The sequence below is a fragment of the Methylobacterium sp. AC690 genome (assembly GCF_979256535.1).
The window spans coordinates 1-24,247 of record NZ_CEEDOX010000012.1; the positions used below are offsets into that span (position 1 = coordinate 1).

Consider the following 24,247-nt stretch of genomic DNA (forward strand, 5'->3'; position numbering starts at 1 on the left):
CGCTCCATCCCTCGTGTGAGCCACACTGCAAACCTAGCAGTGAAGCCCAGTGAGGGGCGGGCCATCCATAAAGGGGGCCTGCCACCGGCCCGAACCCGACGGACCGGGGCAAGCCGGGCACGAAGCGCCACCTCGTCACCGATGCGCGAGGCACGCCACTCGGCTTCTGCCTGAGCGGGGCCAACCGGCACGACAGTGTCATGATGGCGGAGGCGCTCGATGCCATCCCGCCCCTGCGCAACGGTCGGCGCGGGCGACCGCGACGCCGTCCAGACAAGCTGCACGCCGACAAGGCCTACGATGCCAGACCCCGCCGTCAGGAGTGCCGGGCACGGGGGATCGTCCCGCGCATCGCGCGTCGGGGCATCGAGAACAGCGAGACACTCGGTCGTCACCGTTGGGTCGTGGAGCGCACCCACGCCTGGTTCAACCAAGTCCGGCGATTGCCCATCCGCTACGAGCGACGCGCAGACTGTCAAACAGCGTTGAACATTGACCCTGGATCGGCGTCGAACTTTGACCCCCTGGATAGGTATGGCGGGACGCCCCTGATCAGCCCGGCGAAGCGGGTCGGGGTGGCGTAGCCGGGCTGATCAGGGGTCCAGCAGGCGAGACGTGTGCGCCGACCTCAGGCGCGGTTCTTGAAGCGCCAGCTCTCGTTGCCGGTCTCGACGATCTCGCAATGGTGGGTGAGCCGGTCGAGCAGCGCCGTGGTCATCTTGGCGTCGCCGGCGAATACGCTCGGCCATTCCCCGAAGGCGAGGTTGGTGGTGACCACGATGGAGGTGGTCTCGTAGAGCTTGCTGATGAGGTGGAACAGGAGCTGGCCGCCCGACTGCGCGAACGGCAGGTAGCCGAGTTCGTCGAGCACCACGAGGTCGAGCCGGGCGAGATGGTCGGCGATGCGGCCCTGCCGGCCGGCGCGCGCCTCGGCTTCGAGCCGATTGACGAGGTCGACGACGTTGTAGAACCGGCCCCGCGCGCCATCCCGGATGCAGGCCCGTGCGATGGCGATGGCGAGGTGGGTCTTGCCGGTCCCGGTACCGCCGACGAGCACGACGTTGCGCTGGTGAGCCAGGAACTCACCGCCGGCGAGGTCGCGCACCAGACCCTCGTTGATCGGGGTGCCGTCGAAGGCGAACTCGGCGATGTCCTTGGCCAGAGGGAGCTTGGCAATCGTCAGCTGGTAGCGGATCGAACGCGCCTGCTTCTCGGAGATCTCGGCCTGGAGCAGGTCGCCGACGATCTGCTGCGGCTCGTGGGTGCGCTTCACCGCGACCTTGATGATCTCGTCGTAGGCGGCCTTCATGCCGAAGAGCTTCAGCTCGCTCATGGTGGCGAGGATGTTCTGGCGTTCCATCATGGGGGGCTCCTCAGGCTGTCGTAGCGGGCACAATCCGCGACCGGCTCGTGGCGCAGCCGCAGGCTCTCGGGGGTCAGGATGGTGACGGGCGGGGTCGGCTCGCGCTGCCGGGCGAGGATATTGAGGACGACGTCGGCCGAGTGGACGCCCTCGCGCAGCGCCTCGGCACAGGCCGCCTCGACGGCCGGCAACCCGTCGCCGAGCACAGCGGTGAGGATCTCCACCATCTGCCGGTCACCTCCGGCACTGCCGGCGAGCTTGCGTCGGACCCGGTCGAGGGTGGGAGGCAGCACCCAGTCCTTGAACGGTGCGCCGTTCCGGAGCGCGCCGGGCTTGCGGGCGAGCACGGGGACGTAGTGCCAGGGATCGAACACGGTCTGATCCCGGCCGAAGGCGCGCTCGTGCTCGGCGACGACGCGACCGTCCTGCCGGATCTCGACGCGCTCGGCGTAGGCACGGACCTCGACCGGGCGGCCGATGGCAGAGGCCATGACCGAGTATCGGTTGTTGTCGAAGCGCACGAGGCAGGTCGTGGACACCGAAGCGCTGATGGCGTGGAAGCCGTCGAAGCGGCCGGCATAGGGAACGAGGGCTGCCCGCTCGGCCTCGAACCGCTCCCAGACGGTGTGTTCGCGCTCCTCGGGATGAGGATGCGCCTTGGCGTAGGCGATCACTCCATCGAGCAGGAGCGCGTTCAGTTCCTCGTAGCTCTTCACGCGGACGCGCGGGGTGAAGAAGCGCTCGCGCACCAGTCCGACCTGGTTCTCGACCTGCCCCTTCTCCCAGCCCGAGGCCGGCGTGCAGGCGACCGGATCGACGAGGTAGTGCGAGCACATCTGCAGGAAGCGGCGGTTGTAGGCGCGCTCGCGCCCGACGAAGATCGTCTCTACCGCGGTCTTCATGTTGTCGTAGATGCCGCGCTGGCAGGTGCCGCGGAAGAACGCGAACGCCCGGTCGTGGGCGTCGAACACCATCTCCTGGCTCTCGCGCGGATAGGCCCGCACGAACAGCATGCGCGAGTGGCAGAGCCGGACGTGGGCGACCTTGACCGTGACGGTCGTGCCGCCGATCAGCACGATCTCGTGGCTCCAGTCGAACTGGTAGGCCTCGCCCGGGGCGAACGACAACGGCACGAAGGCTTGGGCCGTGACCGAGGCGCGCTCGCGCTTCCAGGTCTTGGCATAGCGCCGAACGGCATCGTAGCCGCCCTCGTAGCCAAGCCCGCGGAGCGCCTCGTAGATCCGGATCAGCGTCAGCCGCTCGCGGGCAGACCTGCCGGCGTTGGTGGTCAGCATCCGATCGAGATCGTCGCGCCACGGCCCGAGCTTGGGCAGCGGCTGCACCTCACGCTCGTAGGCGAAGCCGGTGGCCCCCGACCGGATGACCTTCCGGACCGTGTTGCGGGAGACGTGCAGGTCGCGGACGATGTCCTTGATCGCGCGACCGCGGGTGAAGAACTCGCGCCGGATGCGCGCAATCGTGTCCACGCCCTTCATCCCCCTACACCACCCTTCCGGCCGTACCGGAGAGCAGTCTGCGAAAACGAGGTTAGGGGGTCAGAATTGGACGCCGATCCCCCGCCTCACGGGGTCAAAGTTGCACGCCGAAACACATCCTGGTGCAATATACTGGATCTGCGGGCCGGTTTTGGCGACCCACTTCCGCAAAGCCTTCGCGATCATCTCCGGGCCGTTGTCGCAGCGGATGTTCTCCGGGATGCCATGCAGGCACATCGCATCGGCCAGCGTCTCGATCACACCCAGACTGTTGATGCGCCTCGCGACCTTTAGCGCCAGGCAGGCGCGACTGTGGGGGAGCCTGCCAGCGGGAGCTTCGGCAACCTCACTCCCGCTGACGTCGACTTCGGACTCGGCGAAGGGATCTTGGCTGATCCGGGGCAAGACGAGATCCTGATCGCGTTTGAACGGCTGCTACGACAAGCGGTTGCCGAGATCATCCGTGACTTGAAAGCACGGCCTGGCATCGTCAGCGTCGAGGATGTGCAGGACCAACTCTGAACCCACCTCCATGCACGGTTTGAGGCGGGACTAAAGTTTGGCAGCACCGACGAGCCACGTGCAGAAGGCGCGTATGGATGCATCATCAGCGCGTGGCTCCGGAACGTAGGTGTAGTAGCTCCGCGCCGGCAGCGCCGGACCTGCGAAAGGTCGTGTCAGCCGACTGATCGGATCGCTGGGGGCATGCGCGGATGCGGTATCGCGCCGGCCATCTTCTATGCGGATTGTCGGCGATATGCGAGCGGACTTGTCCCGGTCGCCCGACGGAAGGCCCGCGAAAAGTTGGACTGGGACGAAAAGCAACAAGCAAGGGTAATTTCTGCGACGCCAAGATGCCCAAGTGCCAGGAGTGACTTCGCCCGTTCAAGCCTCATGCCGGCAAGGTACCTATGCGGCGGCGTTCCCATACGTCGTGCGAACATGCGGAGGAAGTGGAACGGGCTCAAGCAGGCCACTGCGGCCAGGTCATCCAGGCTGATATCGTCCTCGACATGCTGGGCCATGTATTCCAGCACGCGCCGCAACCGCCGTTCGTCGAGTTGGTGCTGCCGCTCCTGGCCTGAAGTGCTGCATCCCGCGGCATAGCGCTCGGCGATCCGGGCCGTCATGCGAAGAGCCAGGCTCTGGACCAGAACCTGTGCAGTCGAGGTCGGCTCCCGCATCTCTGCCAGAAGCGACCAGCCGACCTGCCGGATTTGATCGTCTCGGAGACCAGCGAGATAGCGTACGGAGCCCTGTGCGACCACCGGTCCGCCATTCTCGTTGCTATGGCGCGCGAAGCAGTCCGCGGGCAGATAGAGGTGGAGAATATCGTGCCACTGCGAGATCCGGATATCTTCCTCCTGCACCCCGCTTGGGCAGAGCCAGGCGATCCCGGGCTCGACCCGGGTGCGCTGCCAGACGCCCTGGCCGCGCCGTGTCACGACACAGTCGTCGTGGCACGCCACGGCGATGCAGATCTCAAGGGCTTTGGGTTCGAAGGGCGGCAGCTCAGCCGCCTCGTGTCGGCGCAGGTCCGCCACTAGCCCAGTCCAGGCCCGTCGCCGGGACGTGGCGATGACGTTCAGCCCACCGTATTTGCGGGGACCGTCAGCTTCCAGATCCATGAGGCGGCCTCCCGGGGGCAAGGCGCATGGCGACCTAGGGGGTATCGGATAGCATCTCCGCGAAAACAGCAATCCGGGAACGGACGGCCAGCGGCTCGCGTGGGATCCTCGCTTCGTCTTCACTTCCGGCGAGGAGCCAGCAATGCCCGCACCCCAGGGGTGGATGGCCGTGGCTATCCTGACGAGCATACAGGTCGCCGGCACTCTCCTAGGAGGATCAGCCATGGCCGAGACGGACGGACCGGATCTTCCGGCGCAACTGGTCCGGGACTTCCACGGTGCGTTCGGAGATCACCACGCCCGTGCTGTCCACGCCAAAGGCGTCATCCTCGAAGGCCGGTTCGAGCCCAGCCACGAGGCCCAGGCTGTATCGAAGGCTGAGGTGTTCACCGGCAACCGGCAAGTCACTGTCCGTTTCTCCGATTTCACCGGACTTCCCGATATCCCGGACACGAGCGGCGATGCCAATCCGCGCGGTCTGGCCATCAAGTTCGACCTGCCCAGTGGGGCGACCTACGATATCGTTGCGCACAGCTTCAACGGCTTCCCAGTGGCCACGGCCGCCGAGTTCAGCACGCTCTTGAAGGCTCTTCCGCTGAGTGGCCCCGATGCCGCCAAGCCGACAGCGCTCGATCGGTTCTTCGCCGACCATCCGCGGGCGCAGGCCTTCTTCGCCACGCAGAAGCCGCCGCCAGAAAGCTTCGCCACCACGGCCTATTTCGGGGTGAATGCCTTTACCTTCACGGACGCGGCCGGGCGGACCCAGACCGTCCGCTACCGCTTCGTGCCGGCCTCCGGAGAGCACTACCTCGATCCGGATGCGCTCAAGACCCGCTCGGCCAGCTACCTAGGGGACGAGATCGGCCCGCGGGTGGCGGCGCATACCGCCGCCTTCACGTGGCAAGCGCAGATCGCGGAGCCTGCAGACAGGCCGGACGATCCCTCGACGGCGTGGCCGGAGACCCGGCGGCTCATCACGCTGGGCGTTATCACCATAGACAAGGCGATCGAGAACACGCCCGAGCGCGACCGCGCACTTCTCTTCATGCCGGGCAATGTGCCGCCCGGGATCAGCATTGCCGACCCGATGCTCGCGGTCCGCAACGCCGCCTACCCGGTGTCTTTCAGTGAACGGCAATAGGCGGGCGGTCCTGGCCGCAGCGATCGTTGCGGCCGGGATCGCGGCACGGGGCGTGTTCGCGTCGCCCGCACCCGCCGAAACTCTGCGGCCCCTGGTTCAAGAGGCGCTCCCAGACGTTCCAGGCTACCGTTTGACGGCGGTTGAGGTCAGCTTCCCACCCGGCGCGAAGGCAGTTCCGCACCGTCATGGCAAGGCCTTCCTGTTTGTCCACGTACTTGCCGGTTCCGTTCGCAGCCAGATCGAAGGCGAACCCGTACGCACATTCAGGACCGGCGAAAGCTGGACCGAGAAGCCAGGCGATCATCACGTCCTCACGGAGAATGCCAGCGCCGGGGAAGTCGCAAAGCTGCTCGTCGTCTTCATTGCCCCCGAGGGAAACGCCCTGAAGGTCGATGACTCGCACATCGAGCCCTGAACGAACTGGAGCTCTCCATGAACCAGCGCCTCAATTACGAGTCCCGGTCGCCGGAAGGTTTGAAGGCACTCGGCGAGGTCTACGCCTATGTCGCCAAAAGCGGGCTCGGCAAGGCCCTGGTGGACCTTGTCTATCTCCGCGCGTCGCAGATCAACGGCTGCACCTACTGCATCGACACGCATGCCAAGGACCTGCTCGGGGCTGGCACTCCGGCCCGGAAGCTGCTGCTGCTGACGTCCTGGCGAGAAGCGAAGCCATGGTTTACGCCTCGGGAGCAGGCTGCCCTGGCATGGACCGAGGCCGTCACGGAAGTCGCGACAAGCCATGTCCCCGACGATGTCTTCCAGGCCGCGAGTACTCAGTTCGACGAAAAGGAGCTGACGGACCTGACCATCGCCATTGGCCTGATCAATATCTACAACCGCATCGCGATCGGCTTCCGGCGCGGCCCCGCCGCACCTCCTGAGAAGTAAGGTCTCACTCCGCATCGTCACCCGTGCAATAGAGGTCCCGTGGCGCGCCCTCTCGGAGCGAGGAACCGGACGAGGTGATGAGCTCCGCAACAGGCTTCCATTGCGACGAAGCAAGCTGGATCCTGCCGCATCCGAATGAGAGCAGGCGAGCGGACGTGCGCCCTAATCTACTCGGCGATAGAGGTAGCTATCAGGCTCGGACAAATATGCGCCGCCGTTTCTGGTTTGAGGCTGCGGCGCACGTGCACGAACGGGTACCGGCCTTCCAGTTCGCTTCTGAAGGAGGCTCTCCAAGCGCTGCTGCCTGCCACCTGATCGGCTGGAGGACGAAAGTTCCTGCCTCTGCTTGGTCCAGAATAGGTCAAGCAGCATGAAGACGATCCAAGGTCCTCCGATGCCTAAAAAGAACGACATGGCCACGCCTCGTTTCGCAAGCATTGCGATATGCCGGCACTAGGTGCCTCTAACTCACTTCCAAACTCAAGACAAAATTGAGAACGCTCAAGCTAATGCTCGGTGCCGGGACGATTTTGGCGAGGCGTGCTGCCGTGTTGTTCAGTAAATGTCGATCGCTTTGGATCACCCTTTGATTGTGCAACTCGAGCAGGCATCCAGAGCGCCGCGCCAATCACAATGGCAAGCGTAGCCACAGCGAGCAAAAGAATTAGGTATTCGATATTCCTTTCCGGCTCCAAAATTTGGAAGTTCTGGATGCAAGCTAGTTATGGCTGGGAAGTTCCCCGTCCATGGTCCTCCTCGGTTCAGACACCCTTCATCGGCGCCTGAAACGAGCCCATCAATCAGTCACCGGTATTAAGGGGACGACGCCGACCGCCGCGGCGATGGCCTCGATCCGGATTGATTGCGTGGCCATCAGGCTTTCGAGCCCCTCCATACGGATGCGGTCCAGCTTGTCATGCAGGGACATGATCTCGACCTCTGCCTTCAGGTTGATCTCGTAGTCCAGTCCGGCCGCCAGCCGGTCGCGGGCCGCTTGGCGGTTCTGTGACATCAGGATCACCGGGGCCTGAAGCGCCGCGACCATCGACAGGATCAGGTTCAGGAAGATGTACGGATAAGGATCGAATCCGCCGACTTGGCCGAGGATTACGGTATTCACGATTACCCAGGCGACGAGCATTCCCGTAAAGATGAGGATGAAGCCCCACGAGCCGCCGAGCTGGGCCACGCGATCCGCAAGGCGTTCGCCGAAGGTCTGGAGCTCGACGACGACATGGTTCACATCCTGGGACACGTGGCATCGTCTGGCGATGTGGAGGATCACCCGGCGTTCACGCCCGGACAGACCCTCCAAGCCGGCTTCTGTCAATCGGCGGGCCAAATGTGCGACCGCAACGTCGACGGAAGGGTTTTCGCCGCCCTCCGGCTTCGCATGGTCGGCGAGGGGGGCCGTCGCGGTCGGCATGAGGTGTTGGGACATCGGTGGCTCACGAGACTGCGGATGGGGGCGTGGCGCAAAAAGTCCCGGATGACGCCTGCCAGAACCGTTTTCCGTTCTCAGCCATGACCGTAGGATACGAGGACGGCCCCGTCCGTCGCGTCCTCGGTCGAGAAGGCGGGACAGGACCCGCTCCTTTCGACCGCGCTGGTCGCGAACGGCTTCGTCAGCCGGGAGCAGGATGCCTAGTGCTTCCTGTCTCGCCACCCGGGTGAGATGGCAAATTCCTAGCGGCGCTGGGGAGCAGATGGGCTTCGTGGTCTGGCTTGTCCGACGGCATGGAAGGCTCGCTCTGGGCGACGGAAGGGGCTTGTCACGGATTCGGCCTGGGGAGCGCGGTAGGCGATCCGTCCCAGGCCCGGACTTCCGATCACGTGGAGGAGGCTGACGGTGGAACGGATACCTTCGAAGGTGGCGTCACACCGCTTTGAGAAGCCATCGCAGGGGCAAGGCGACCGCGGTGAGACAGGCGATGCCGCCCGCCCACAGGGCCACGAACCAGCCAATACGGTGCATCGAGTTGGGAATGGTCATGCCGCGGCCCCTCAGTGGTAGCCCGGCGCGCCGGCGGTGACCTTACCCCGGAACAGCCAGTAGACGTAGGCGGTGTAGCCGAGCACCATCGGCAGCAGCACCACCGTCCCGACGAGAAGGAAACGCTGGCTGCTCGGGTGGGTGGCTGCGTCCCAGATTGTCACCGCGGGCGGCACGATCATCGGGAACAGGCTGATGCCGAGTCCGACATAGGAGAGCAGGAACAGGCCGAGCCCGCACAGGAAGGGCACCACCTCCTCCCGCCGTTCGAGGGCGTCGCGCAGGCGCCAGCCCAGAAGGCCAACGAGAAGCGGGACCGGGGCGACGAAGGCCATGGCCGGCCAGGTCAGCCAACGACCGCGGAAGGCGGGGCTGAGGAACGGCATCGCCAGGGACACGACGGCGATGGCGAGGAAGGTCGCCAGGCCGAATGCCCGTGCGAGGCGATAAGCCCGGAGCTGGAGTTCGCCCTCCGTCTTCCAGATCAGCCAGCACGCCCCGAGTAACCCGTAGCCGGCGACCAGCGCGAGCCCGGTGAACAGGGAGAACGGCGACAGCCAGTCCCACCACCCTCCGGCATAGGCCCGCCCCTCGACCCGGACGCCCTGCACCAGGGCGCCGAGGCAGATCCCCTGGCAGAAGGCGGCGACGAAGCTCCCGACCGAGAAGGCGCCGTCCCACGTGGTCCGGGATAGACGTGTGATGGTCCGGAACCGCATCTCGAACGCGACGCCGCGGAACACCAGTGCGAGCAGCATCAGCGTCAGCGGAATGTAGAGGACCGGCAGCAGCGTGGCGTAAGCTAGGGGGAACACTGCGAACAGGCCGCCACCGCCGAGGATGAGCCAGGTCTCGTTGCCGTCCCAGACCGGGGCGACGGTGTTCACCATCACATCCCGGTCTGCCTTTTCGCGGATGGCCGGGAACAGGATGCCGACCCCGAGGTCGAAGCCGTCCATGACCACGTAGAGGAAGATGGCGGTGGCGATGAGGAGCGCCCAGACGAGGGTGAGATCGATGGCCATGGGGGACTACTCCGCAGGCTGGAGGGCGGGACGGCTGGCGCCGTGATGCGGCGTGTCGAGCGCCGGCGCCGGGGTGATGCCGGCGGTCCGGATCGGCACGCCGGTCGGCGGTCCCGATTCGTGCACCTGCGGGGTCTGGTTGAAGAGGTGGAGCAGGTACCAGATGCCCGCCCCGAACACCGCGAGGTAGACCACCGCGAAGGCGGCGAGCGAGGCGGCGACGGCGGGGGCGGCCACCGGCGAGACGCTGTCGGCGGTGCGCAGCAGACCGTAGACGGTGAACGGCTGGCGGCCCGTCTCGGTGACGGTCCAGCCGGCGGTGACGGCGATCAGACCCGAAGGCCCCATGGCGACCGCGAAGCGCTGGAACCAGGCGGTGTCGTAGAGCCGGGCCTTCCACCGCAGCCACAGCGACGCTAGGCCGAGGGCGATCATCAGCAGGCCGAGCCCGACCATGACCCGAAACGACCAGAACACCAGCGGCAGGTTAGTCGGCCAAGTCGCGCGGGGCATGTCCTTGAGCCCCTTCACGGTGCCGTTGAGGTCGTGGGTGAGGTAGAGGCTGGCCAGGCCCGGTATGCCGAAGGCGCCGCGCGTCTCGCCGGCCTCGGCGTCGGGCCATCCGAAGATCAGGGCGGGAGCCCGGCTTTGCGTCGCGAAGTGCCCTTCCATCGCCGCGACCTTGGCGGGCTGGTGCTCGTAGGTGTTGGCGCCGTGCAGGTCGCCGATGACCAACTGGGCCGGTGCGACGATGGCTGCCATCCACATCGCCATGGAAAACATGACGCGCGCGCGGGGGTTCTTGGCGTCGCGAAGGAGGTGCCAGGCACCGACCGCGCCCACGATCATCGCGGTGGTCAGGTAGGCACCGGTCACCGTGTGGGCGAAGCGGTAGGGGAAGGACGGGTTGAACACGATGGCCCACCAATCGGCGGGGGCGAACCGGCCGTCGGCACCCATCGTATGCCCGGTGGGAGTCTGCATCCAGGAATTGGCCGAGAGGATCCAGAAGGCCGAGGTCAGGGTGCCGAAAGCCACGAGGCAGGTCGCCAGGAAGTGAAGGCGCGGACCGACGCGCTCCAGTCCGAAGAGCATGACGCCGAGGAAGCCCGCTTCAAGGAAAAAGGCGGTGAGCACCTCGTAGCCGAGCAGCGGCCCGAGAATCGGCGCCGTACGGTCGGCGAAGACCGACCAGTTGGTGCCGAACTGGTAGGACATCACCAGGCCAGAGACGACGCCCATGGCGAAGGCCACGGCGAAGACCTTGAGCCAGAAGCGGTAGGTGTCGAGGTAGACGGCCTTGCCGGTGGCCAGCCAGCGGCCTTCCAGGACGGCGAGGAAGCTCGCCAGGCCGATGGTGAAGGCCGGGAACAGGAAGTGCCACACGACGGTCAGGGCGAACTGGGTGCGGGCCAGGTCGACCGCGCTCAGCAGGGTCAGGGAAGACATTTGGATCTCCGGGCGTCCAGGACGTGCGCCCGGAGCGATACGCCCGACGATGCAGACGCCACGACGCCGCCTCCTTGCGCTGGATCAACGACGCCGGAAAAATTTTCCCTCGGAGATGCCCGGTCGGCCGGCAACGCGGCGGTGACCGTCGGGAGGCTTCGGCCCTCTCCTCCGGTTCCACGCGCGCGTTGATCCAGCGCAAGGCTCCTCGGGCAGTACGGGCGCAACCCAAAGGCCCGCAACAGCCGGAAGCGAACCCGAGAATGACGACGACGGCCATTGACCCAAGTGCGGCACAACGGCCGGCTGTCGCCGACGCGTTCCCACGCCTCCGCGGATGGCTGGCGGTTCTGCCCCTGGTCGGCCTCTGCACCGGACTATCGGCCGAGGCGCTCGCTCGCCCGGACATCGCGGCCTTGGCGTGGGCGCTTCCGACGCTCGCGGTCCTCGCCGTCCTCGCGGCCCAGGTCGTGACCAGCCTGGCGCGAGGGGACGTCGGGCTCGACCTTGTCGCCTTGCTCTCGATGGGCGGCGCGCTCGCCCTGTCGCAGCCGCTGGCCGGTGTCGTCATCGCCCTGATGTATGCCGGTGGCCAATCGCTGGAAGCCTACGCCTCCGGACGCGCCGGCCGTGCCATGACGGCCCTGCTCGCCCGCCAGCCGCGCACCGCCCTGCGCGAGGAATCCAGGTCCGTGAAGGAAGTACCCATCGCGATGCTGGCGCCGGGCGACCGCATCCTCGTGCGCGTGGGCGACGTCCTCCCGGTCGACGGCCGCGTCGCCGCAGGTCGGGCCATCCTGGATCAGGCGACGCTCACCGGCGAGGCGCTGCCGGTCGCGTTCGAAGTGAACGCCGCCGTGCTCAGCGGCACGGTCAACGTCGGTGCGCCGTTCACGCTCCTGGCCGAGCGCGGGGCCGCCGAGAGCACCTATGCGGGCATCGTCCGGCTCGTCGAGGCAGCCCGGGCCCAGAAGGCCCCGATGGCGCGCCTCGCCGACCGCTATGGCCTGGCCTTCCTCGGCCTGACCCTGATGCTGGCCGGGGCGGCCTGGGCGGCCACCAGCGATCCCGTGCGGGCCCTCGCGGTGTTAGTCGTCGCCACCCCCTGTCCGCTCATCCTCGCGGTGCCCGTCGCCCTGATCTCCGGTCTCTCGCGGGCGGCCGGCATCGGCGTGATCATCAAGGGCGGCGGTGCCCTGGAGACCTTGGCACGCGTGCGCGTGCTCGTGGTCGACAAGACCGGCACGCTGACCCACGGGACGGCGCGACTGACCGCCGTGCACATCCTCGGCTCTATCGGGGAACAGGATGTCCTGAGGCTGGCAGCCTCCCTCGACCAGGCCTCCGGTCACCCGACGGCCCGTGCGCTGGTCGATGCGGCCCTCGCACGCGGGCTCACCCTGACGCAACCGACGCAGGTGGCCGAAGTCCCCGGCGAGGGCGTCACGGGCCTCGTGGAGGAGCAGCCTGTCCGGGTCGGCGGCCCCCGCTTGATGCGGGCGCACGGCATCCCCTTCCCGGAAACGGACGCCGCCCGGACCGCGGACGCGGTGGCCGCGACGGTCCTGGTGGCCGTGGACGGCAAGGCCGCCGCGACCCTGAGCTTCGCCGATCCGCTGCGAACGGACGGCGGGCGGACGCTGGCGGACCTGCGCCGGTGCGGCATCCAGCGCGTCGTGCTCGCGACCGGTGACCGGCGCAACGTCGCGCAGGCGCTGATCGAGGGCCTGCCCATCGATGCCCTGGAGGCGGACCTCGATCCTGCGGGCAAGACGCGGATCGTGGCGAACGAACGGGTGCATGGACCGGTGATGATGGTGGGGGACGGCGTCAACGACGCGCCGGCCCTGGCCGCCGCCGACCTCGGGGTCGCTCTCGGCGCCAGGGGCGCGGCAGCGGCGGCCGAGGCGGCGGACGTCGTCCTGCTGATCGACAGCCTCGCGCGCCTTCCGCATGCCATAGGCATTGCAAAGCGGTCCCGGGTCATCGCACTCCAGAGCGTTCTGGTCGGCCTTGGCCTGTCGCTCGCCGGCATGGTCGCGGCGGCCCTCGGCTTCCTGTCGCCGCTGCAGGGAGCCCTGTTGCAGGAGGCCATCGACGTCGCCGTCATCCTCAACGCCATGCGGGCACTCGGAGGTCCGATGACCACCAAAGCACCGGATGCCCAGGGATCTGCGTAGCCGGACCACTTACCGCGGGCAGTCCCTTGAGATGGATCAAGGCAGGCGGAACCGGGAAGAACCAGGATCCCCTTCCGCTGGGTTCGGCGGGCTCGGGAGACGGCCGTGAGTTACGCGAACATCCTGGTATCCGTGGACTTGGATCGCGGTTCCGCCGACCGTGTCCGACTTGCCGCCGGGCTGGCGAAGCGCTTCGAGGCGGACATGACGGGCGTGGCGGCTCGGCCGATCCCCGGACCTTCCGCATTCACGAACCTGCAGGAGGACGGCATCCTGCGTGCAGCCGAGGAACGCCGATACCGCGACGAGGCTGCCCGGGTCCGGGACCTGTTCACGCGCAATGCCGGCGGAGCCCTCCGCACCGACTGGCATTGCACCGAGGGGCACCCCACAGCCAATCTCGCCCGGGAGGCACGCGCGGCAGACCTCGTGGTGGTCGGACGCCATAGCGAAGCCGATGGTGTCCCGGGCGCGATGGCGGTGCTGCCCGGCCCGTTGCTGATGGAGGTGGGGCGTCCGGTTCTGGTCGTTCCTCCGGATGCCGAGCACCTGGGCGCCGACCGCATCGTGGTCGCCTGGAAGGACACCCTTGAGGCACGACGGGCCATCCCGGCGGCGATGCCTTTCCTCCGTCAGGCAGACCATGTCTATCTCGTCTCGGTCGGACCCGAGGGGGCGTCCCAAGGGACCGAGGCGGTGGCCGACCACCTCAGGCGACATGGCGCCAACGTCACCATCCATGTTTTGGAACCGTCGCTTCGCGGCGAGGCCGACGACGTCATCCGGTTCGCGCGTCGCGAGTACGCCGACCTCATCGTCATGGGGGCCTACGGCCATTCACGGCTGCGGGAATGGGCTTTCGGGGGCATGACCCAGGACATCCTGCAGACGGCACCCGTCTGCTGCCTGATGAGCCACTGATGAGCCGCCCCCACATCACCGCAGCGCTTGCGGTGTTCCCGCTCGTCTTTTCGACCGCCTTCGCCCGTGAGGGTTCGGCATCCCGGGGCGAAGCGTTTGCTCGCACGACCTGCGCGCGATGCCATGGCGTCGGTTCTCAGGGCGCAAGCCCGATGCCCGAGGCACCGACGTTTCGAACGCTCGCCGGCCGGTTCCCCATCGATGACCTTGCCGACATCCTGGTCGAAGGTGTCGACCGGCGTCATCCAGCCATGCCCGACTTCCGCCTGGACCCGGTGGATGCCGACGACCTGACCGCGTATCTGAAGACCTTGAATCCGTGACAGGCCTACGCGGGACCGCTATCCGGCGGCTGGACGAAGACGAAGGTGGACGAAACGATGGAGCGATCCTTGCTCTACGTCAGCCGCAGGCAGGCGACGGAGGCGGACATCCGGGACATCGTGGAGACCGCACGGGTCAGGAACGCACGGCTTCAGGTCACCGGCGCGCTGATCGCCACCGACACGCACTTCGCCCAAGTCCTGGAGGGCTCCCGCGCCGCCATCAATGAGCTGATGGACAGCATCCTTCGTGACCGGCGCCATGAGCAGATCGACGTTGTTCAAGACCGGCAGGCCGACCAGCGGGGATTTCCGACTTGGTCGATGGCCTATTCAGGCCGCTCAGTTTTCGCCGAAAGCCTGATCGGCGCTCTTGCGACGAGAGGGTCCGAAGAGCCCGAAGGCCGTCACCTCAAGCGCCTGCAGGACTTCATGCGAGAATTCGCCCGCACCTCTCCTTCATAGAGCCTGCGCCGCGTCGATGCGCCTGCCCGGTCTATTCTACAAAGCCCCAAGCGGCTTCCAGCGCCCGCAGGTCGTCCTCGTCGAGTGGCTTCATCCAGTCTTCTTCGATGCAAGCACGGTCGGGTGTCCCCAATGGGGCTGACACCCGTTCCCTATCGGGGCGCCAGCCCGGCCGCGGCTGGTTGTTGATCCGCGCGACCCTTGCCGCCGCGCTGCAGCCGGAACGTCTCCTCGGGTTCATGACCGTATCCCCTCCTCAATGCGCCAGGAACAGCGGCGCCGGGCTGCTCTTGAGGAGCGAGCGCGTGACGCCGCCGAAGAGGAGTTCCCGGATGCGGGAGTGCCCGTAGGCCCCCATCACGATCATGTCGGCCCTGAGCATCTTCGCCTGGTTGCGCAGCGTCTCGGCCACACCGTCCGTCACCGGCACATCGACGACGGTCACGTTCACGCCGTGTCGCGCGAGATGCGGTGCGAATTCCGCTCCGGGAACTGACATGTGGAGTTCCTCCGGTTCGGTGACGGAGACGATCTCGACCACCTCGGCCGCGCGCAGGAACGGCATCGCGTCGTTGGCGGCCCGTGCCGCCTGGGCGCTGCCGTCCCAGGCGACGATGATGCGTCGTGCAGAAAAGGCGTCGGAGCCGGGCGGCACGGCGATGACCGGACGACCGCTCCCAAACAACGTCTTCTCTATGGTCTCGATGTCGATGGCATGGATCCTTGGCCATGCATCCAGCACCGTCAGATCGTGCAGGCGCGCCCGGACCGCCAGGCGGCCCACGAGGGCAGGGTAAGGCAGGCTCGGCGTTTCCGTCGTACAGACCACCCCTGCCTGCGCCGCGTCTCCGGCCGAGCGGACCGCGATGGATCGGGCTAATTCGTCGAGGCGGCGGTCGACGATAGCGACGCCTTCATAATCGAAGTCGCCGAGCCAGGCATCGTCGCCCGAGAGGCGCCATGAGGCGGACTGGATCGTGAGGTGTGCACCAGCGGCCCTGGCCAGCGTCAGGCCATATCCGATGGCCGAGGAGGCGTCATCGCCTTCGCCCTCCACGGTGGTTCCGACCAGGATGTCGCGAATGACCGCGAGCGGGGACGGGGGCTTCCGGAGCATGGTCATTTCCCTCGGTAAGGTAGCCCCATATTCCTCCCGTCCGTGCGAGGCGGCGTTGATCCATCTCAAGTCATGATCGTCCGTCCCTGAGCGGTATCACCCGCCCGCGGAAGACGTGCGCCGCGGAAGGAGATCATAATGAAAGAGCGCCGGGACTCACGGCTGTCGTCAGGGGCCGAAACACGGTAGCCTGTCATCACGAGGTCGTGATGCGAGCCGTGACTGGGAAATCCATCTCCTCACCGGTGGAGCGCATTTGTAGGGAGGGCTCCATATGGGCGTCTCCGGTGATGACCAGCACCGCCGCTCCGGCGACCTCTTCGGGTGTGAACGATGATCGACACCCGCGACGCGCCCGGCATTGGCGAAGGCGAGGACGGAGCGCTGACCGTCGATGAGCTCCGGCAGACGCTGGACGATGTAGGCATCTGCATCTGGTCTCTGGACATACCAACCGGCCGCGTCACGGTCACGCCGACCTGTGCCCGGCTCTTCGGCGTTCCGCCGGAGCGACTGACCACCTTCGCCGCCTCCCAGGTCCTGGTGCACCCCGATGACCGCCAAGCGCGGGCGGATGCCATCCAGGGAGCGTTGCGGGAGGGCGGGAGCTACGAGGTCGACTATCGGGTCATGCGACCGGACGGTCATGTCTGCTGGCTGCGCTCGCGCGGACGCGTGAGCCTCGATGGGGATGGCCGACCGGCGCGTCACCGTGGCGTCGTTCTCAGCATCCACCTGCAGAAGCAGGCCGAGGCGGACCTGCGCGCCCGCGAGGCGCACCTGCGTTCAATCCTCGACACCGTGCCCGAGGCCATGGTCGTCATCGACGAAGCAGGCATCATCCTCTTGTTTAGTTCGGCGGCCGAGCGCCTCTTTGGCTACACAGCGGCCGAAGCGACCGGACAAAACGTCAGGATGTTGATGCCCGAGCCGATGCGCGGCGAGCACGACGGCTACCTCGACCACTACCGGAGAACCCGGGAGCGCCGCATCATCGGGATCCATCGGGTCGTGACGGGCCAGCGGTCAGACGGCACGACATTCCCGATGGAGCTCGCCATCGGCGAGATGCGCTCGGGCGAGCAGGTGTTCTTCACCGGCTTCATCAACGACCTCACCGAGCACCAGAGGACCCAGGCAAGGCTTCAGGAATTGCAATCCGATCTCGCCCACGTCTCCCGCCTGAGTGCGATGGGCGAGATGGCGTCCACCCTGGCGCACGAGATGAACCAGCCTCTCGGCGCCATCGCGAACTACACCAAGGGCTGCCGTCGCCTGCTCGCGAAGCCCGACCCCGAGGCCATCGCAAAGACTATCGAGGTCCTCGACAAGACCGCAGAGCAGGCCCTGCGGGCTGGCCAGATCATCCGCCGCCTCAGGGAGTTCGTCACCCGGGGCGAGACGGAACGCCGGCTTGAGCCGGTCTCACGGCTGATCGAGGAGGCGAGCGCCCTGGCGCTGGTCGGCGCTCGCGAGCAGGGCATCGTCGCCAAGGTCCGCGTGGCCCCAGGCCTCAGAGCCGTGTTGGCCGACCGGGTGCAGGTCCAGCAGGTCCTGGTCAACCTCATGCGCAACGCGCGCGAGGCCATGCAGCACAGAGAACGGCGCGAGATGGCCGTCGACGCGCATGCGCTCTCTCCGGAGTTGGTCGAGATCTCGGTGTCGGATACCGGCCCCGGCATCGCGGACGAGATCGCCGACAGGCTGTTCCAGCCGTTCGTCACCACCAAGGCCAGCGGGATGGGTGTCGGGCTCTCGATCTGCCGTACCATCATCGAGGCGCATGGCGGCCGGCTCACGGTCGAGCGTAACGCGGCTGGCGGGGCCACCTTCCGCCTGACGCTGGTGACAGCCTCCGAGGGAGACGCGCTCCATGCCCCCTAGCCTCGTGCATGTCGTGGACGACGACCCGGCCATGCGGGATTCGGTCGGATTCCTGCTCGACACGGCCGGCTTCGAGGTCGCGCTCTACGAGGCAGGGACCAACCTCCTCGATACGCTGATCAAGCCGGCGCGCGGGTGCGTCCTGGCCGACATCCGCATGCCCGACGTCGACGGCTTGGAACTGCTACGCCGCCTGCGGGCCAACGGCCACACGCTTCCCGTGGTGATGATGACGGGCCACGGGGACGTGCCCCTCGCGGTGGAGGCGATGAAGCTCGGCGCCTGCGATTTCATCGAGAAGCCCTTCGACGACGAGGCGTTGTTGCAGGCGCTGCGCTCCGCCCTCGACCGGGGCGATCCAGCCCAGGCCGTCGATCCCAACCTCCAGGAGTTCATCCGTCGCGTCGAGACCCTGAGCGAGCGCGAGCGTCAGGTGATGGACCAACTCGTCGCGGGCGGCTCCAGCAAGGACATCGGCCGTACGCTCGACATCAGCCCGCGGACCGTCGAGATCTATCGTGCCAAGCTCATGGCCAAGACGCAGGCAGCCAGCCTGCAGGAATTGGTTCGCTGGGCGGTCCTGGCCGGCCTCGCGTAGGGTTGAGGCAGGTCAAGGCAGGCACAGGCACGTTACGCCAAGGTTTTGGTCTGAGGTATTCGGACCCGCGGTTGGCGCATCAATCATCATGTCGACGAACCTTGCATCCCCCATCTACGTCGTGGACGACGACCCGGCGGTCCTGCACTCGCTCTGCTTCCTCCTCGAAGGCGAGGGACACCGGGTGGAAGCCTTCCCGAACGGCCGGAGCGTACTGGCCGCCTTCCCGGGGCCCGAGCCTCGCTACCTCGTTCTCGACTACGTCATGCCGGACATCGATGGGATCGAGGTGTTTCGGCAACTGCGCGCGGCCGATGTTCGTGCACCTGCGGTCCTGATGACCGGGGATCCTGCGCCCGTCGTGCGCCAGAAGGCCCGGGCCATCGGACTGGCGCTGATCGAGAAGCCGCTTGCCTTCGAGCCGCTCCTGGCCATGCTTGCCATGGGTGGCGACGCCGCCGCTCGGCTTCCCGCGATCCGACGCTGACGTTGAACCGGGGGCTCGCTCCGGGGGATCGTGGATGCGGGAGTTCGCGCCGGCCGTCCCGTGGTGAAGGTGCGGTGGGATGGCTTCAACCGCCGCTGGCTTCCTTCAGTCAGACCTGTCCGGATGGTCCGTCGCAGCCATGCAGGGCAACCCGCCGTGTCCCTGGAAACGGTGACGTCCAGGGACGCATATGCCTAGGGGACAGGCTCTCGCAGACATGGTGGAAGAGGTAGAACCCGAACGCCGAGGTGGCCTCTCGGGCCGGCGCGGGCTGGAATCCGAAAGGCAGGCTGTCGTCGTCGCATACGTTCACACCGAAATCCCAAATCCCCGGGCGGACGAAGCTCGGGATCAGCATGGTCTCGCGCACGGCGCAACACAGCCCCGGCTGTCGCCGATGCTGGAACACTTGATAGCGGGTCGGCAAAGGGCTTGTCGCCGGCATCGCGCACCCCGCTTGGGTCTGTCGGATCACGAGGGTCGCCAGGGTCGCGAACGGCCCCGGCGGAGCAAGTCAAGCTGCCTTCGGAAAGGTTGCCCGGGTCACGTCCTGCGACAAGGTCGTCGCCTCCATTCGGTAGTCCGACAGTCCCTTGGTCGCGAACGTCGTCTGAAGCTCGACCGCATCCTTCAACGAGCCGCATCGGGCCAGGGCCGCGAGGTGGTCCGCCTGAGCCTGCAGGCGGCGACCGGTGAAGCGCATCGTCTCCGCGGCAAAGCGCAAGGGCAGGTCGATGGCGAGGGTGCGCCACGCATTCAGGCCAGCTCCGATGGTCTCGGCGGTCTCGGCAGGAGCGTGGGGGTGGATCGTGTGTCCGGAATGCATGGGACCTCTCTGTGATGCTAGTTCCGACAGGGTGGCGCATCCCTGATGGGAAACCTTGATCCAGATCAAACCGGACAATCCGTGCACCCGAACAGAGATGCCCTCCACCAAGCCCCAGTAAAAGCCACGCTCATAGCGCTCATTTCACGATGGTTCTGGCTTGAGCCAGATCAATGCCCTGACTTCGCCGTCTGGGATGCTCTGCCGATAAACGGCAGCGGAGGTTCTGCCGCTTGCTCCAACAGGAGAGGCACATGCGAACCATCGACAACCGAGCCGAGGACGCGGTCCTGAACGGATTGAACGTCTTCCTCGGCCTGATCCTGTTCCTGGCGCCCTGGTACCTGGAACTGGCCAACGAATCCGCTGCGGCGCTCAACGCCTACGCCTGTGGCGGCGCCATCGCCGTCGTCGGGATGCTCGCCTTGAGTAAGTCCTACGATTGGGAGGAGTACCTCAACCTCACCATCGGCATCTGGGCGGCACTCGCCCCATGGCTTCTCGGCTTCGCGGACGCCCCACTCGCCACGGCCGCCCATGTCGTTGTCGGGCTTGCCGTGGCCGCCCTGGCCGGGGTCGAGCTTCGCCGGCTGTACCGGTCACCGGAAGCGTACTCCGTCTGATCGATCCCCCGGTCACCGGGGAACGGTCGTGCCGACGCGACCCCTTCGGCGCGACCCAGACGTGGGCCGTCATAAGGCCCATTCGGAACGGGACCATGCCCCTCGATCCTCTCGCATTCGCCATCGCGGCATCCTTCACCGCGGGCTGCGCCTCGATTCACGCCCTCCGCTTCCACGCCGATTGCATCACGCTCGTGCTGGGCCTGTCGGCCTACGCCCTCGCCACGGCGCTCGCCTCCCTCCTCGCTGCCCGCAGCGGCCTGATTTCGGTTCCCGACCCCGTGGCCGGTTGGGCGTTCGGGGCGGCCTCCATCTTCTGAATGCCGCGCATACGTGATGGCCCCTACGTAGGTCCCCTTAAGAGAGCGGCCGGAATATCGCGGCATCCCCATGCCGGCCATTGTCCTCCCATCCGATCCGGACGAGGAGCAGACCAATGGCGCCCGAGACCGCACTGCCGAACAACTCCCCTGCCGCTGCGTACCTCTGCGCTCCCGTCGCAGGTCTTCATCGGAGTGGCCTTTTCGCCGACTGCCCCGAGCTCATCGGGACACCCTTCGCCTACGACCGCGAGGAGGAGATTTACGGCGAGGGCGAGGAGGCGGAGTTTGTCTACAAGGTCGTCGCGGGTGCGGCCCGAACCTACAAGCTTCTGGGTGACGGTCGTCGGCAGATCACCGGCTTCCACCTGCCCGGCGACCTGTTCGGCTTCGAGCAGGGCGAGAGCCACCGGCACACGGCAGAGGCGCTCTCGGCTACCAAGGTCCTCATGTTCCGGCGCCGGCAGGTCGAGCGCGCCGCCACGAACCGGGTCGAGGTGGCCTGCCACCTCTGGGGCATGGCGACGGACACCCTGCGCCACGCCCAGGATCACATGCTGCTGCTCGGGCGCCGCTCGGCCCAGGAGCGCGTCGCCGCCTTTCTCATCAACGTGGACGACCGCCTGGGCGGCACCGGCACCTTCGACCTGCCGATGACCCGCCGGGACATTGCCGACTATCTCGGCCTGACCATCGAGACCGTCTCGCGCACGATCTCGCAGTTGGAAAGCGAGGGTGCCCTGCTGCGCGTGGGGGGGCGGCAGGTCGCCCTCCGCCGTGGCCGGATGCGCCGCATGGTCGAGGACTGATAGCCTGGATCGAGTTCGGGAAGCCTCGGCAGACAGACCGGGAGCCGCCCGCTCGGCCTTGATCTGCCTCAAGGTGCGCGCGTCCCGCGGGGCCGAGCGAGAGTGAGCGAGCCGTTTCGACGTGGTCCGACATGGACCTACAGATGAGGCGCCCCATGAGCACGACGTTCGATGAGCGCGAACGGGCCTTCGAAAGCCGCTTCGCCCAAGAGGAGGAACTCCGCTTCAAGGCGCGTGCCCGCCGCAATCGCCTGCTGGCGACCTGGGCGGTCGAGCGGATGCGGCTGACCGGGGACGCTGCCTCCGGCTACGTCACGTCTTTCACCGAAGAAGCCGTCGTCGCCAGCGACGAGGCACTGCTCGCTCGCCTTGAGGCGGACCTCCGGGCCTGCGGGATCGACGAACCACTCCCAACCCTGCGCAGGGAAATGGAGCGCTGCATCGCTCTCGTTCGCGCCGAAGGGCGCGTCGACCTTGCGCTGGATCAAGGCTCCTCCGCTTGAGGCACCCCATCCTCGTCCGGCCTTTAGAAAAGCAAACGGGAGAGACGCCATGACCGACAAGGACCTTCGCCGCGACGTGCTCGACGAACTCGACTTCGACCCCAGCCTGGATGCGGCCGATATCGGCGTCGCGGTCTCGAATGGCGTCGTGACCCTGACGGGGCATGTCGGCAGCTATGCCGAGAAGGTCGAGGCCGAGCGCGCGGTCAAGCGGGTCAAGGGCGTGCGCGCCATCGCCCAGGAGATCCAGGTGCGCCTTCCCGACGCGAAAGCCGTTGAGGACGACCAGATCGCGGCGCGGGCCCTGGCCATCATCGACTGGTCCGTCCATCTCCCCAAGGATGCAATCCAGGTGAAGGTCGCAAGGGGCTGGGTCACGCTCACCGGTGCGGTGTCCTGGCAGTACCAGGCGATGGGCGCCGAGGCGGCGGTCCGCAAGCTGTCCGGCGTGGCCGGCGTCTCGAACCTCATCGAGGTTAGGCCGGAGGTGCGACCGACCGCCGTCAAGGAGAAGATCCTGGAGGCGTTCCGGCGGAACGCGCTGTTCGAGGCGGACGCGATCAAGGTCAGCGTCGAAGGCGATCAAGTCACGCTTGAAGGAGCCGTGACGGTCGGCGTCGAACGGGACGCCGCCGAGCGGGCGGCCTGGTCCGTACCGGGCGTCCGGACCGTCGTGGACCACATCGTCGCCCTGCGCTGAGGAGACATGACATGACCCATGGGACACAGGAACCCGCCCCCTCAAGGCCCCGGCACGGCAAGCCTCCTGGAAAGCATGCCCTGCCAGCCATGCTGCATCGGGTGACCCTGACGCTGGCCCGCTGCCCGGAGTACCCGGATGGCAGCGTGGCGCGAGGCTACGAGATGATCGCGCCGCTGGGGCCTGATGGCCATCTCGATGCCGGCCTCTGGCGCGAGACGCGCGACACGTGCCGCGTGCGCCGCTTCTGGACGGGCGAACGCGACCGTGATGGCCGTCTCGTCCACCGAGCCGGTGGGGATGGCGGTGCGACCTGGCTGATCGACTACGAGGATTGGACGAACGAGGACGACGAGCCGGGCTATCACCTCGGGGACCACGCCTTCGTTCCGGGGGAATACGTCTCGATCCGCGACGCCGGCGACGAGGTCTACCGCACGTTCATGGTCGCCCGGGTCGGACTCGCAAACTCCGGAGGCCGCTCATGACTTCGAGGATCCTGCGCTTCTCCACGGGCGGACCAGGCTCGGAGCTTCCGGTAGGCGAGAGCCCGTGGCTGGCCCTATGGCGTGCGTTCCGAACGCTCCGTCCGATCATCGGGACGACAGGGATGCACGCCTTCCCGCCCGACGCGAGGCAGTACCCGTCCTCGCACTCGATCCGACCACACCAGACCTGAAGCCGTAAGCTTGAGACCCGTTCATAAACTTGGACAACAGGAGGTAGTGCCGTGGATCATGACACGATGCGCCGTGCGACGGCCGAGCTCTTCGGTACCTTCTGGCTGACCTTCGGCGGCTGCGGTGCCGCCGTCCTGTCGGCCGCCTTTCCGGAACTCGGCATCGGGTTCCTCGGGGTCGCCTTCGCCTTCGGCCTCACCGTACTCACGATGGCCTATGCCGTGGGCCACATCTCGGGCGGTCACTTCAATCCCGCCGTCACACTCGGGCTCTGGTCCGCTCGCCGTTGCGCGACCCGGCACGTACTGCCCTACATCGCTGCTCAGGTCATCGGCGCGATCATAGCCGCCAGTGTGCTTTACGTCATCGCGTCGGGTAAGGCCGGTTGGGTCCCGAACGGTTTCGCATCGAACGGCTACGGTGATCTCAGTCCCGGCAAGTACAGCGTCGTGTCCTGCTTGCTCATCGAGTTCCTGATGACCTTCTTCTTCATTTTCATCATCGTCGGCACGACGTCGAAGGGAGCCGCGACGGGCTTCGCCGGCATTCCCATCGGGTTCGCGCTCGTGCTGATCCACCTTATCTCGATCCCGGTGACCAATACCTCGGTCAACCCGGCCCGCAGCACCGGACCGGCGCTGATTGCAGGCGGCGAGTACCTCGGACAGCTCTGGCTGTTCTGGCTTGCACCCATTGGAGGCGCCATGGTTGCCGGAGCGATGTCGCGCTGGCTCTACGAGCCCGCCGACGTCATCGACACGACCGTGGTCGAGAAGCGGGCGTCGGCATAAGCCCGGTCGCCACAATGGCGCTACGTCATCGCAGCGA

Annotated in this window: 25 protein-coding genes and 3 pseudogenes; 18 read left to right on the forward strand and 10 right to left on the reverse strand. The window is 66.8% G+C overall.

Going from position 1 to position 24,247, the window contains the following annotated elements; genetic code table 11:
• Window positions 1–74: 74 nt before the first annotated feature.
• A pseudogene (locus AC0IY1_RS14795) lies at window positions 75–584 on the forward strand (IS5 family transposase); the annotation flags it as partial.
• A 44-nt stretch (window positions 585–628) separates the two neighbouring features.
• Here AC0IY1_RS14795 and istB read toward each other — a convergent pair.
• From istB to AC0IY1_RS14815, 4 genes and pseudogenes are all read right to left on the reverse strand, one after another.
• Window positions 629–1,363, reverse strand: coding sequence for an IS21-like element helper ATPase IstB (istB, locus tag AC0IY1_RS14800; RefSeq protein WP_471770448.1), 735 nt, complete (start codon window positions 1,361–1,363; stop codon window positions 629–631).
• An 8-nt stretch (window positions 1,364–1,371) separates the two neighbouring features.
• A pseudogene (gene istA / locus AC0IY1_RS14805) lies at window positions 1,372–2,859 on the reverse strand (IS21 family transposase); the annotation flags it as partial.
• A 117-nt stretch (window positions 2,860–2,976) separates the two neighbouring features.
• Window positions 2,977–3,174: pseudogene (locus tag AC0IY1_RS14810) on the reverse strand (integrase catalytic domain-containing protein); the annotation flags it as partial.
• A gap of 422 nt (window positions 3,175–3,596) precedes the next feature.
• Complete coding sequence (locus AC0IY1_RS14815; protein WP_471770450.1) at window positions 3,597–4,487, reverse strand: helix-turn-helix domain-containing protein; 891 nt, start codon at window positions 4,485–4,487, stop codon at window positions 3,597–3,599.
• A gap of 223 nt (window positions 4,488–4,710) precedes the next feature.
• Here AC0IY1_RS14815 and AC0IY1_RS14820 point away from each other — a divergent pair, with 223 nt between their 5' ends.
• The 3 genes from AC0IY1_RS14820 to AC0IY1_RS14830 are packed head-to-tail and all read left to right on the forward strand — an operon-like array spanning window position 4,711 to window position 6,516.
• Window positions 4,711–5,628, forward strand: coding sequence for a catalase family peroxidase (locus AC0IY1_RS14820; protein ID WP_471770451.1), 918 nt, complete (start codon window positions 4,711–4,713; stop codon window positions 5,626–5,628).
• The gene (locus AC0IY1_RS14825; RefSeq protein WP_471770453.1) at window positions 5,615–6,043 is read left to right on the forward strand and encodes a cupin domain-containing protein; all 429 of its coding nucleotides are present in this window, start codon (window positions 5,615–5,617) and stop codon (window positions 6,041–6,043) included. Before AC0IY1_RS14820 ends, AC0IY1_RS14825 begins: the two co-directional genes overlap by 14 nt.
• A 17-nt stretch (window positions 6,044–6,060) precedes the next feature.
• Window positions 6,061–6,516: a carboxymuconolactone decarboxylase family protein gene (locus tag AC0IY1_RS14830; RefSeq protein ID WP_471770454.1), complete on the forward strand. Its 456-nt coding sequence runs from the start codon at window positions 6,061–6,063 to the stop codon at window positions 6,514–6,516.
• A gap of 796 nt (window positions 6,517–7,312) precedes the next feature.
• On the opposite strand, the gene AC0IY1_RS14835 is transcribed toward AC0IY1_RS14830, so the two are convergent.
• The 4 genes from AC0IY1_RS14835 to AC0IY1_RS14850 all read right to left on the reverse strand — a co-directional run bounded on the left by AC0IY1_RS14835 (window position 7,313) and on the right by AC0IY1_RS14850 (window position 10,983).
• Window positions 7,313–7,957: a DUF1003 domain-containing protein gene (locus tag AC0IY1_RS14835; protein ID WP_471770456.1), complete on the reverse strand. Its 645-nt coding sequence runs from the start codon at window positions 7,955–7,957 to the stop codon at window positions 7,313–7,315.
• A gap of 435 nt (window positions 7,958–8,392) precedes the next feature.
• The gene (locus tag AC0IY1_RS14840) at window positions 8,393–8,509 is read right to left on the reverse strand and encodes a DUF2474 family protein (RefSeq protein WP_471770457.1); all 117 of its coding nucleotides are present in this window, start codon (window positions 8,507–8,509) and stop codon (window positions 8,393–8,395) included.
• Between the two features lie 11 nt (window positions 8,510–8,520).
• Complete coding sequence (gene cydB / locus AC0IY1_RS14845; RefSeq protein WP_471770459.1) at window positions 8,521–9,534, reverse strand: cytochrome d ubiquinol oxidase subunit II; 1,014 nt, start codon at window positions 9,532–9,534, stop codon at window positions 8,521–8,523.
• A gap of 6 nt (window positions 9,535–9,540) precedes the next feature.
• A complete protein-coding gene (locus tag AC0IY1_RS14850; protein ID WP_471770461.1) occupies window positions 9,541–10,983 on the reverse strand; it encodes a cytochrome ubiquinol oxidase subunit I in 1,443 nt (480 codons plus the stop codon).
• Window positions 10,984–11,246: 263 nt separating this feature from the next.
• Between AC0IY1_RS14850 and AC0IY1_RS14855 the strand changes: the two genes are divergently transcribed.
• The 4 genes from AC0IY1_RS14855 (at window position 11,247) to AC0IY1_RS14870 (ending at window position 14,872) form a co-directional block, all read left to right on the forward strand.
• Window positions 11,247–13,163 carry a heavy metal translocating P-type ATPase gene (locus AC0IY1_RS14855; protein ID WP_471770463.1) on the forward strand — a complete coding sequence of 639 codons (1,917 nt, stop codon included), beginning with the start codon at window positions 11,247–11,249 and terminating at the stop codon, window positions 13,161–13,163.
• Window positions 13,164–13,268: 105 nt separating this feature from the next.
• On the forward strand, window positions 13,269–14,084 hold the full coding sequence (locus tag AC0IY1_RS14860; RefSeq protein ID WP_471770465.1) for a universal stress protein: 816 nt from the start codon (window positions 13,269–13,271) through the stop codon (window positions 14,082–14,084).
• The gene (locus AC0IY1_RS14865) at window positions 14,084–14,407 is read left to right on the forward strand and encodes a c-type cytochrome (RefSeq protein ID WP_471770466.1); all 324 of its coding nucleotides are present in this window, start codon (window positions 14,084–14,086) and stop codon (window positions 14,405–14,407) included. Before AC0IY1_RS14860 ends, AC0IY1_RS14865 begins: the two co-directional genes overlap by 1 nt.
• Window positions 14,408–14,476: 69 nt before the next feature.
• The gene (locus tag AC0IY1_RS14870) at window positions 14,477–14,872 is read left to right on the forward strand and encodes a BLUF domain-containing protein (protein WP_471770468.1); all 396 of its coding nucleotides are present in this window, start codon (window positions 14,477–14,479) and stop codon (window positions 14,870–14,872) included.
• Window positions 14,873–15,128: 256 nt separating this feature from the next.
• On the opposite strand, the gene AC0IY1_RS14875 is transcribed toward AC0IY1_RS14870, so the two are convergent.
• Window positions 15,129–15,989 (reverse strand): universal stress protein, encoded by an 861-nt coding sequence (locus tag AC0IY1_RS14875; RefSeq protein ID WP_471770470.1) that lies wholly within the window; start codon window positions 15,987–15,989, stop codon window positions 15,129–15,131.
• Between the two features lie 333 nt (window positions 15,990–16,322).
• Between AC0IY1_RS14875 and AC0IY1_RS14880 the strand changes: the two genes are divergently transcribed.
• The 3 genes from AC0IY1_RS14880 to AC0IY1_RS14890 all read left to right on the forward strand — a co-directional run bounded on the left by AC0IY1_RS14880 (window position 16,323) and on the right by AC0IY1_RS14890 (window position 18,958).
• Window positions 16,323–17,873: a PAS domain S-box protein gene (locus tag AC0IY1_RS14880; protein ID WP_471770472.1), complete on the forward strand. Its 1,551-nt coding sequence runs from the start codon at window positions 16,323–16,325 to the stop codon at window positions 17,871–17,873.
• A complete protein-coding gene (gene fixJ / locus AC0IY1_RS14885) occupies window positions 17,863–18,471 on the forward strand; it encodes a response regulator FixJ (RefSeq protein ID WP_471770475.1) in 609 nt (202 codons plus the stop codon). Before AC0IY1_RS14880 ends, fixJ begins: the two co-directional genes overlap by 11 nt.
• Before the next feature lie 88 nt (window positions 18,472–18,559).
• Window positions 18,560–18,958, forward strand: coding sequence for a response regulator (locus AC0IY1_RS14890; protein WP_108040622.1), 399 nt, complete (start codon window positions 18,560–18,562; stop codon window positions 18,956–18,958).
• Window positions 18,959–19,472: 514 nt separating this feature from the next.
• Here the strand turns inward: AC0IY1_RS14890 and AC0IY1_RS14895 are convergent.
• Window positions 19,473–19,784 carry a phasin family protein gene (locus AC0IY1_RS14895; protein ID WP_471770476.1) on the reverse strand — a complete coding sequence of 104 codons (312 nt, stop codon included), beginning with the start codon at window positions 19,782–19,784 and terminating at the stop codon, window positions 19,473–19,475.
• Window positions 19,785–20,038: 254 nt separating this feature from the next.
• Between AC0IY1_RS14895 and AC0IY1_RS14900 the strand changes: the two genes are divergently transcribed.
• The 7 genes from AC0IY1_RS14900 (at window position 20,039) to aqpZ (ending at window position 24,210) form a co-directional block, all read left to right on the forward strand.
• Window positions 20,039–20,407, forward strand: a complete 369-nt coding sequence (locus tag AC0IY1_RS14900; protein WP_108040618.1) for an SPW repeat protein — start codon at window positions 20,039–20,041, stop codon at window positions 20,405–20,407.
• 95 nt (window positions 20,408–20,502) lie between these two features.
• Window positions 20,503–20,727 (forward strand): hypothetical protein, encoded by a 225-nt coding sequence (locus tag AC0IY1_RS14905; protein WP_471770478.1) that lies wholly within the window; start codon window positions 20,503–20,505, stop codon window positions 20,725–20,727.
• Window positions 20,728–20,843: 116 nt separating this feature from the next.
• A complete protein-coding gene (locus tag AC0IY1_RS14910) occupies window positions 20,844–21,536 on the forward strand; it encodes a helix-turn-helix domain-containing protein (RefSeq protein ID WP_471770480.1) in 693 nt (230 codons plus the stop codon).
• A 155-nt stretch (window positions 21,537–21,691) separates the two neighbouring features.
• On the forward strand, window positions 21,692–22,039 hold the full coding sequence (locus AC0IY1_RS14915; RefSeq protein ID WP_471770482.1) for a DUF1476 domain-containing protein: 348 nt from the start codon (window positions 21,692–21,694) through the stop codon (window positions 22,037–22,039).
• 49 nt (window positions 22,040–22,088) lie between these two features.
• Window positions 22,089–22,739 carry a BON domain-containing protein gene (locus AC0IY1_RS14920; RefSeq protein ID WP_471770484.1) on the forward strand — a complete coding sequence of 217 codons (651 nt, stop codon included), beginning with the start codon at window positions 22,089–22,091 and terminating at the stop codon, window positions 22,737–22,739.
• An 11-nt stretch (window positions 22,740–22,750) separates the two neighbouring features.
• Window positions 22,751–23,227 carry a hypothetical protein gene (locus tag AC0IY1_RS14925; protein WP_471770486.1) on the forward strand — a complete coding sequence of 159 codons (477 nt, stop codon included), beginning with the start codon at window positions 22,751–22,753 and terminating at the stop codon, window positions 23,225–23,227.
• Window positions 23,228–23,469: 242 nt separating this feature from the next.
• Window positions 23,470–24,210, forward strand: a complete 741-nt coding sequence (gene aqpZ, locus AC0IY1_RS14930) for an aquaporin Z (protein WP_471770488.1) — start codon at window positions 23,470–23,472, stop codon at window positions 24,208–24,210.
• Window positions 24,211–24,247 lie beyond the last annotated feature (37 nt).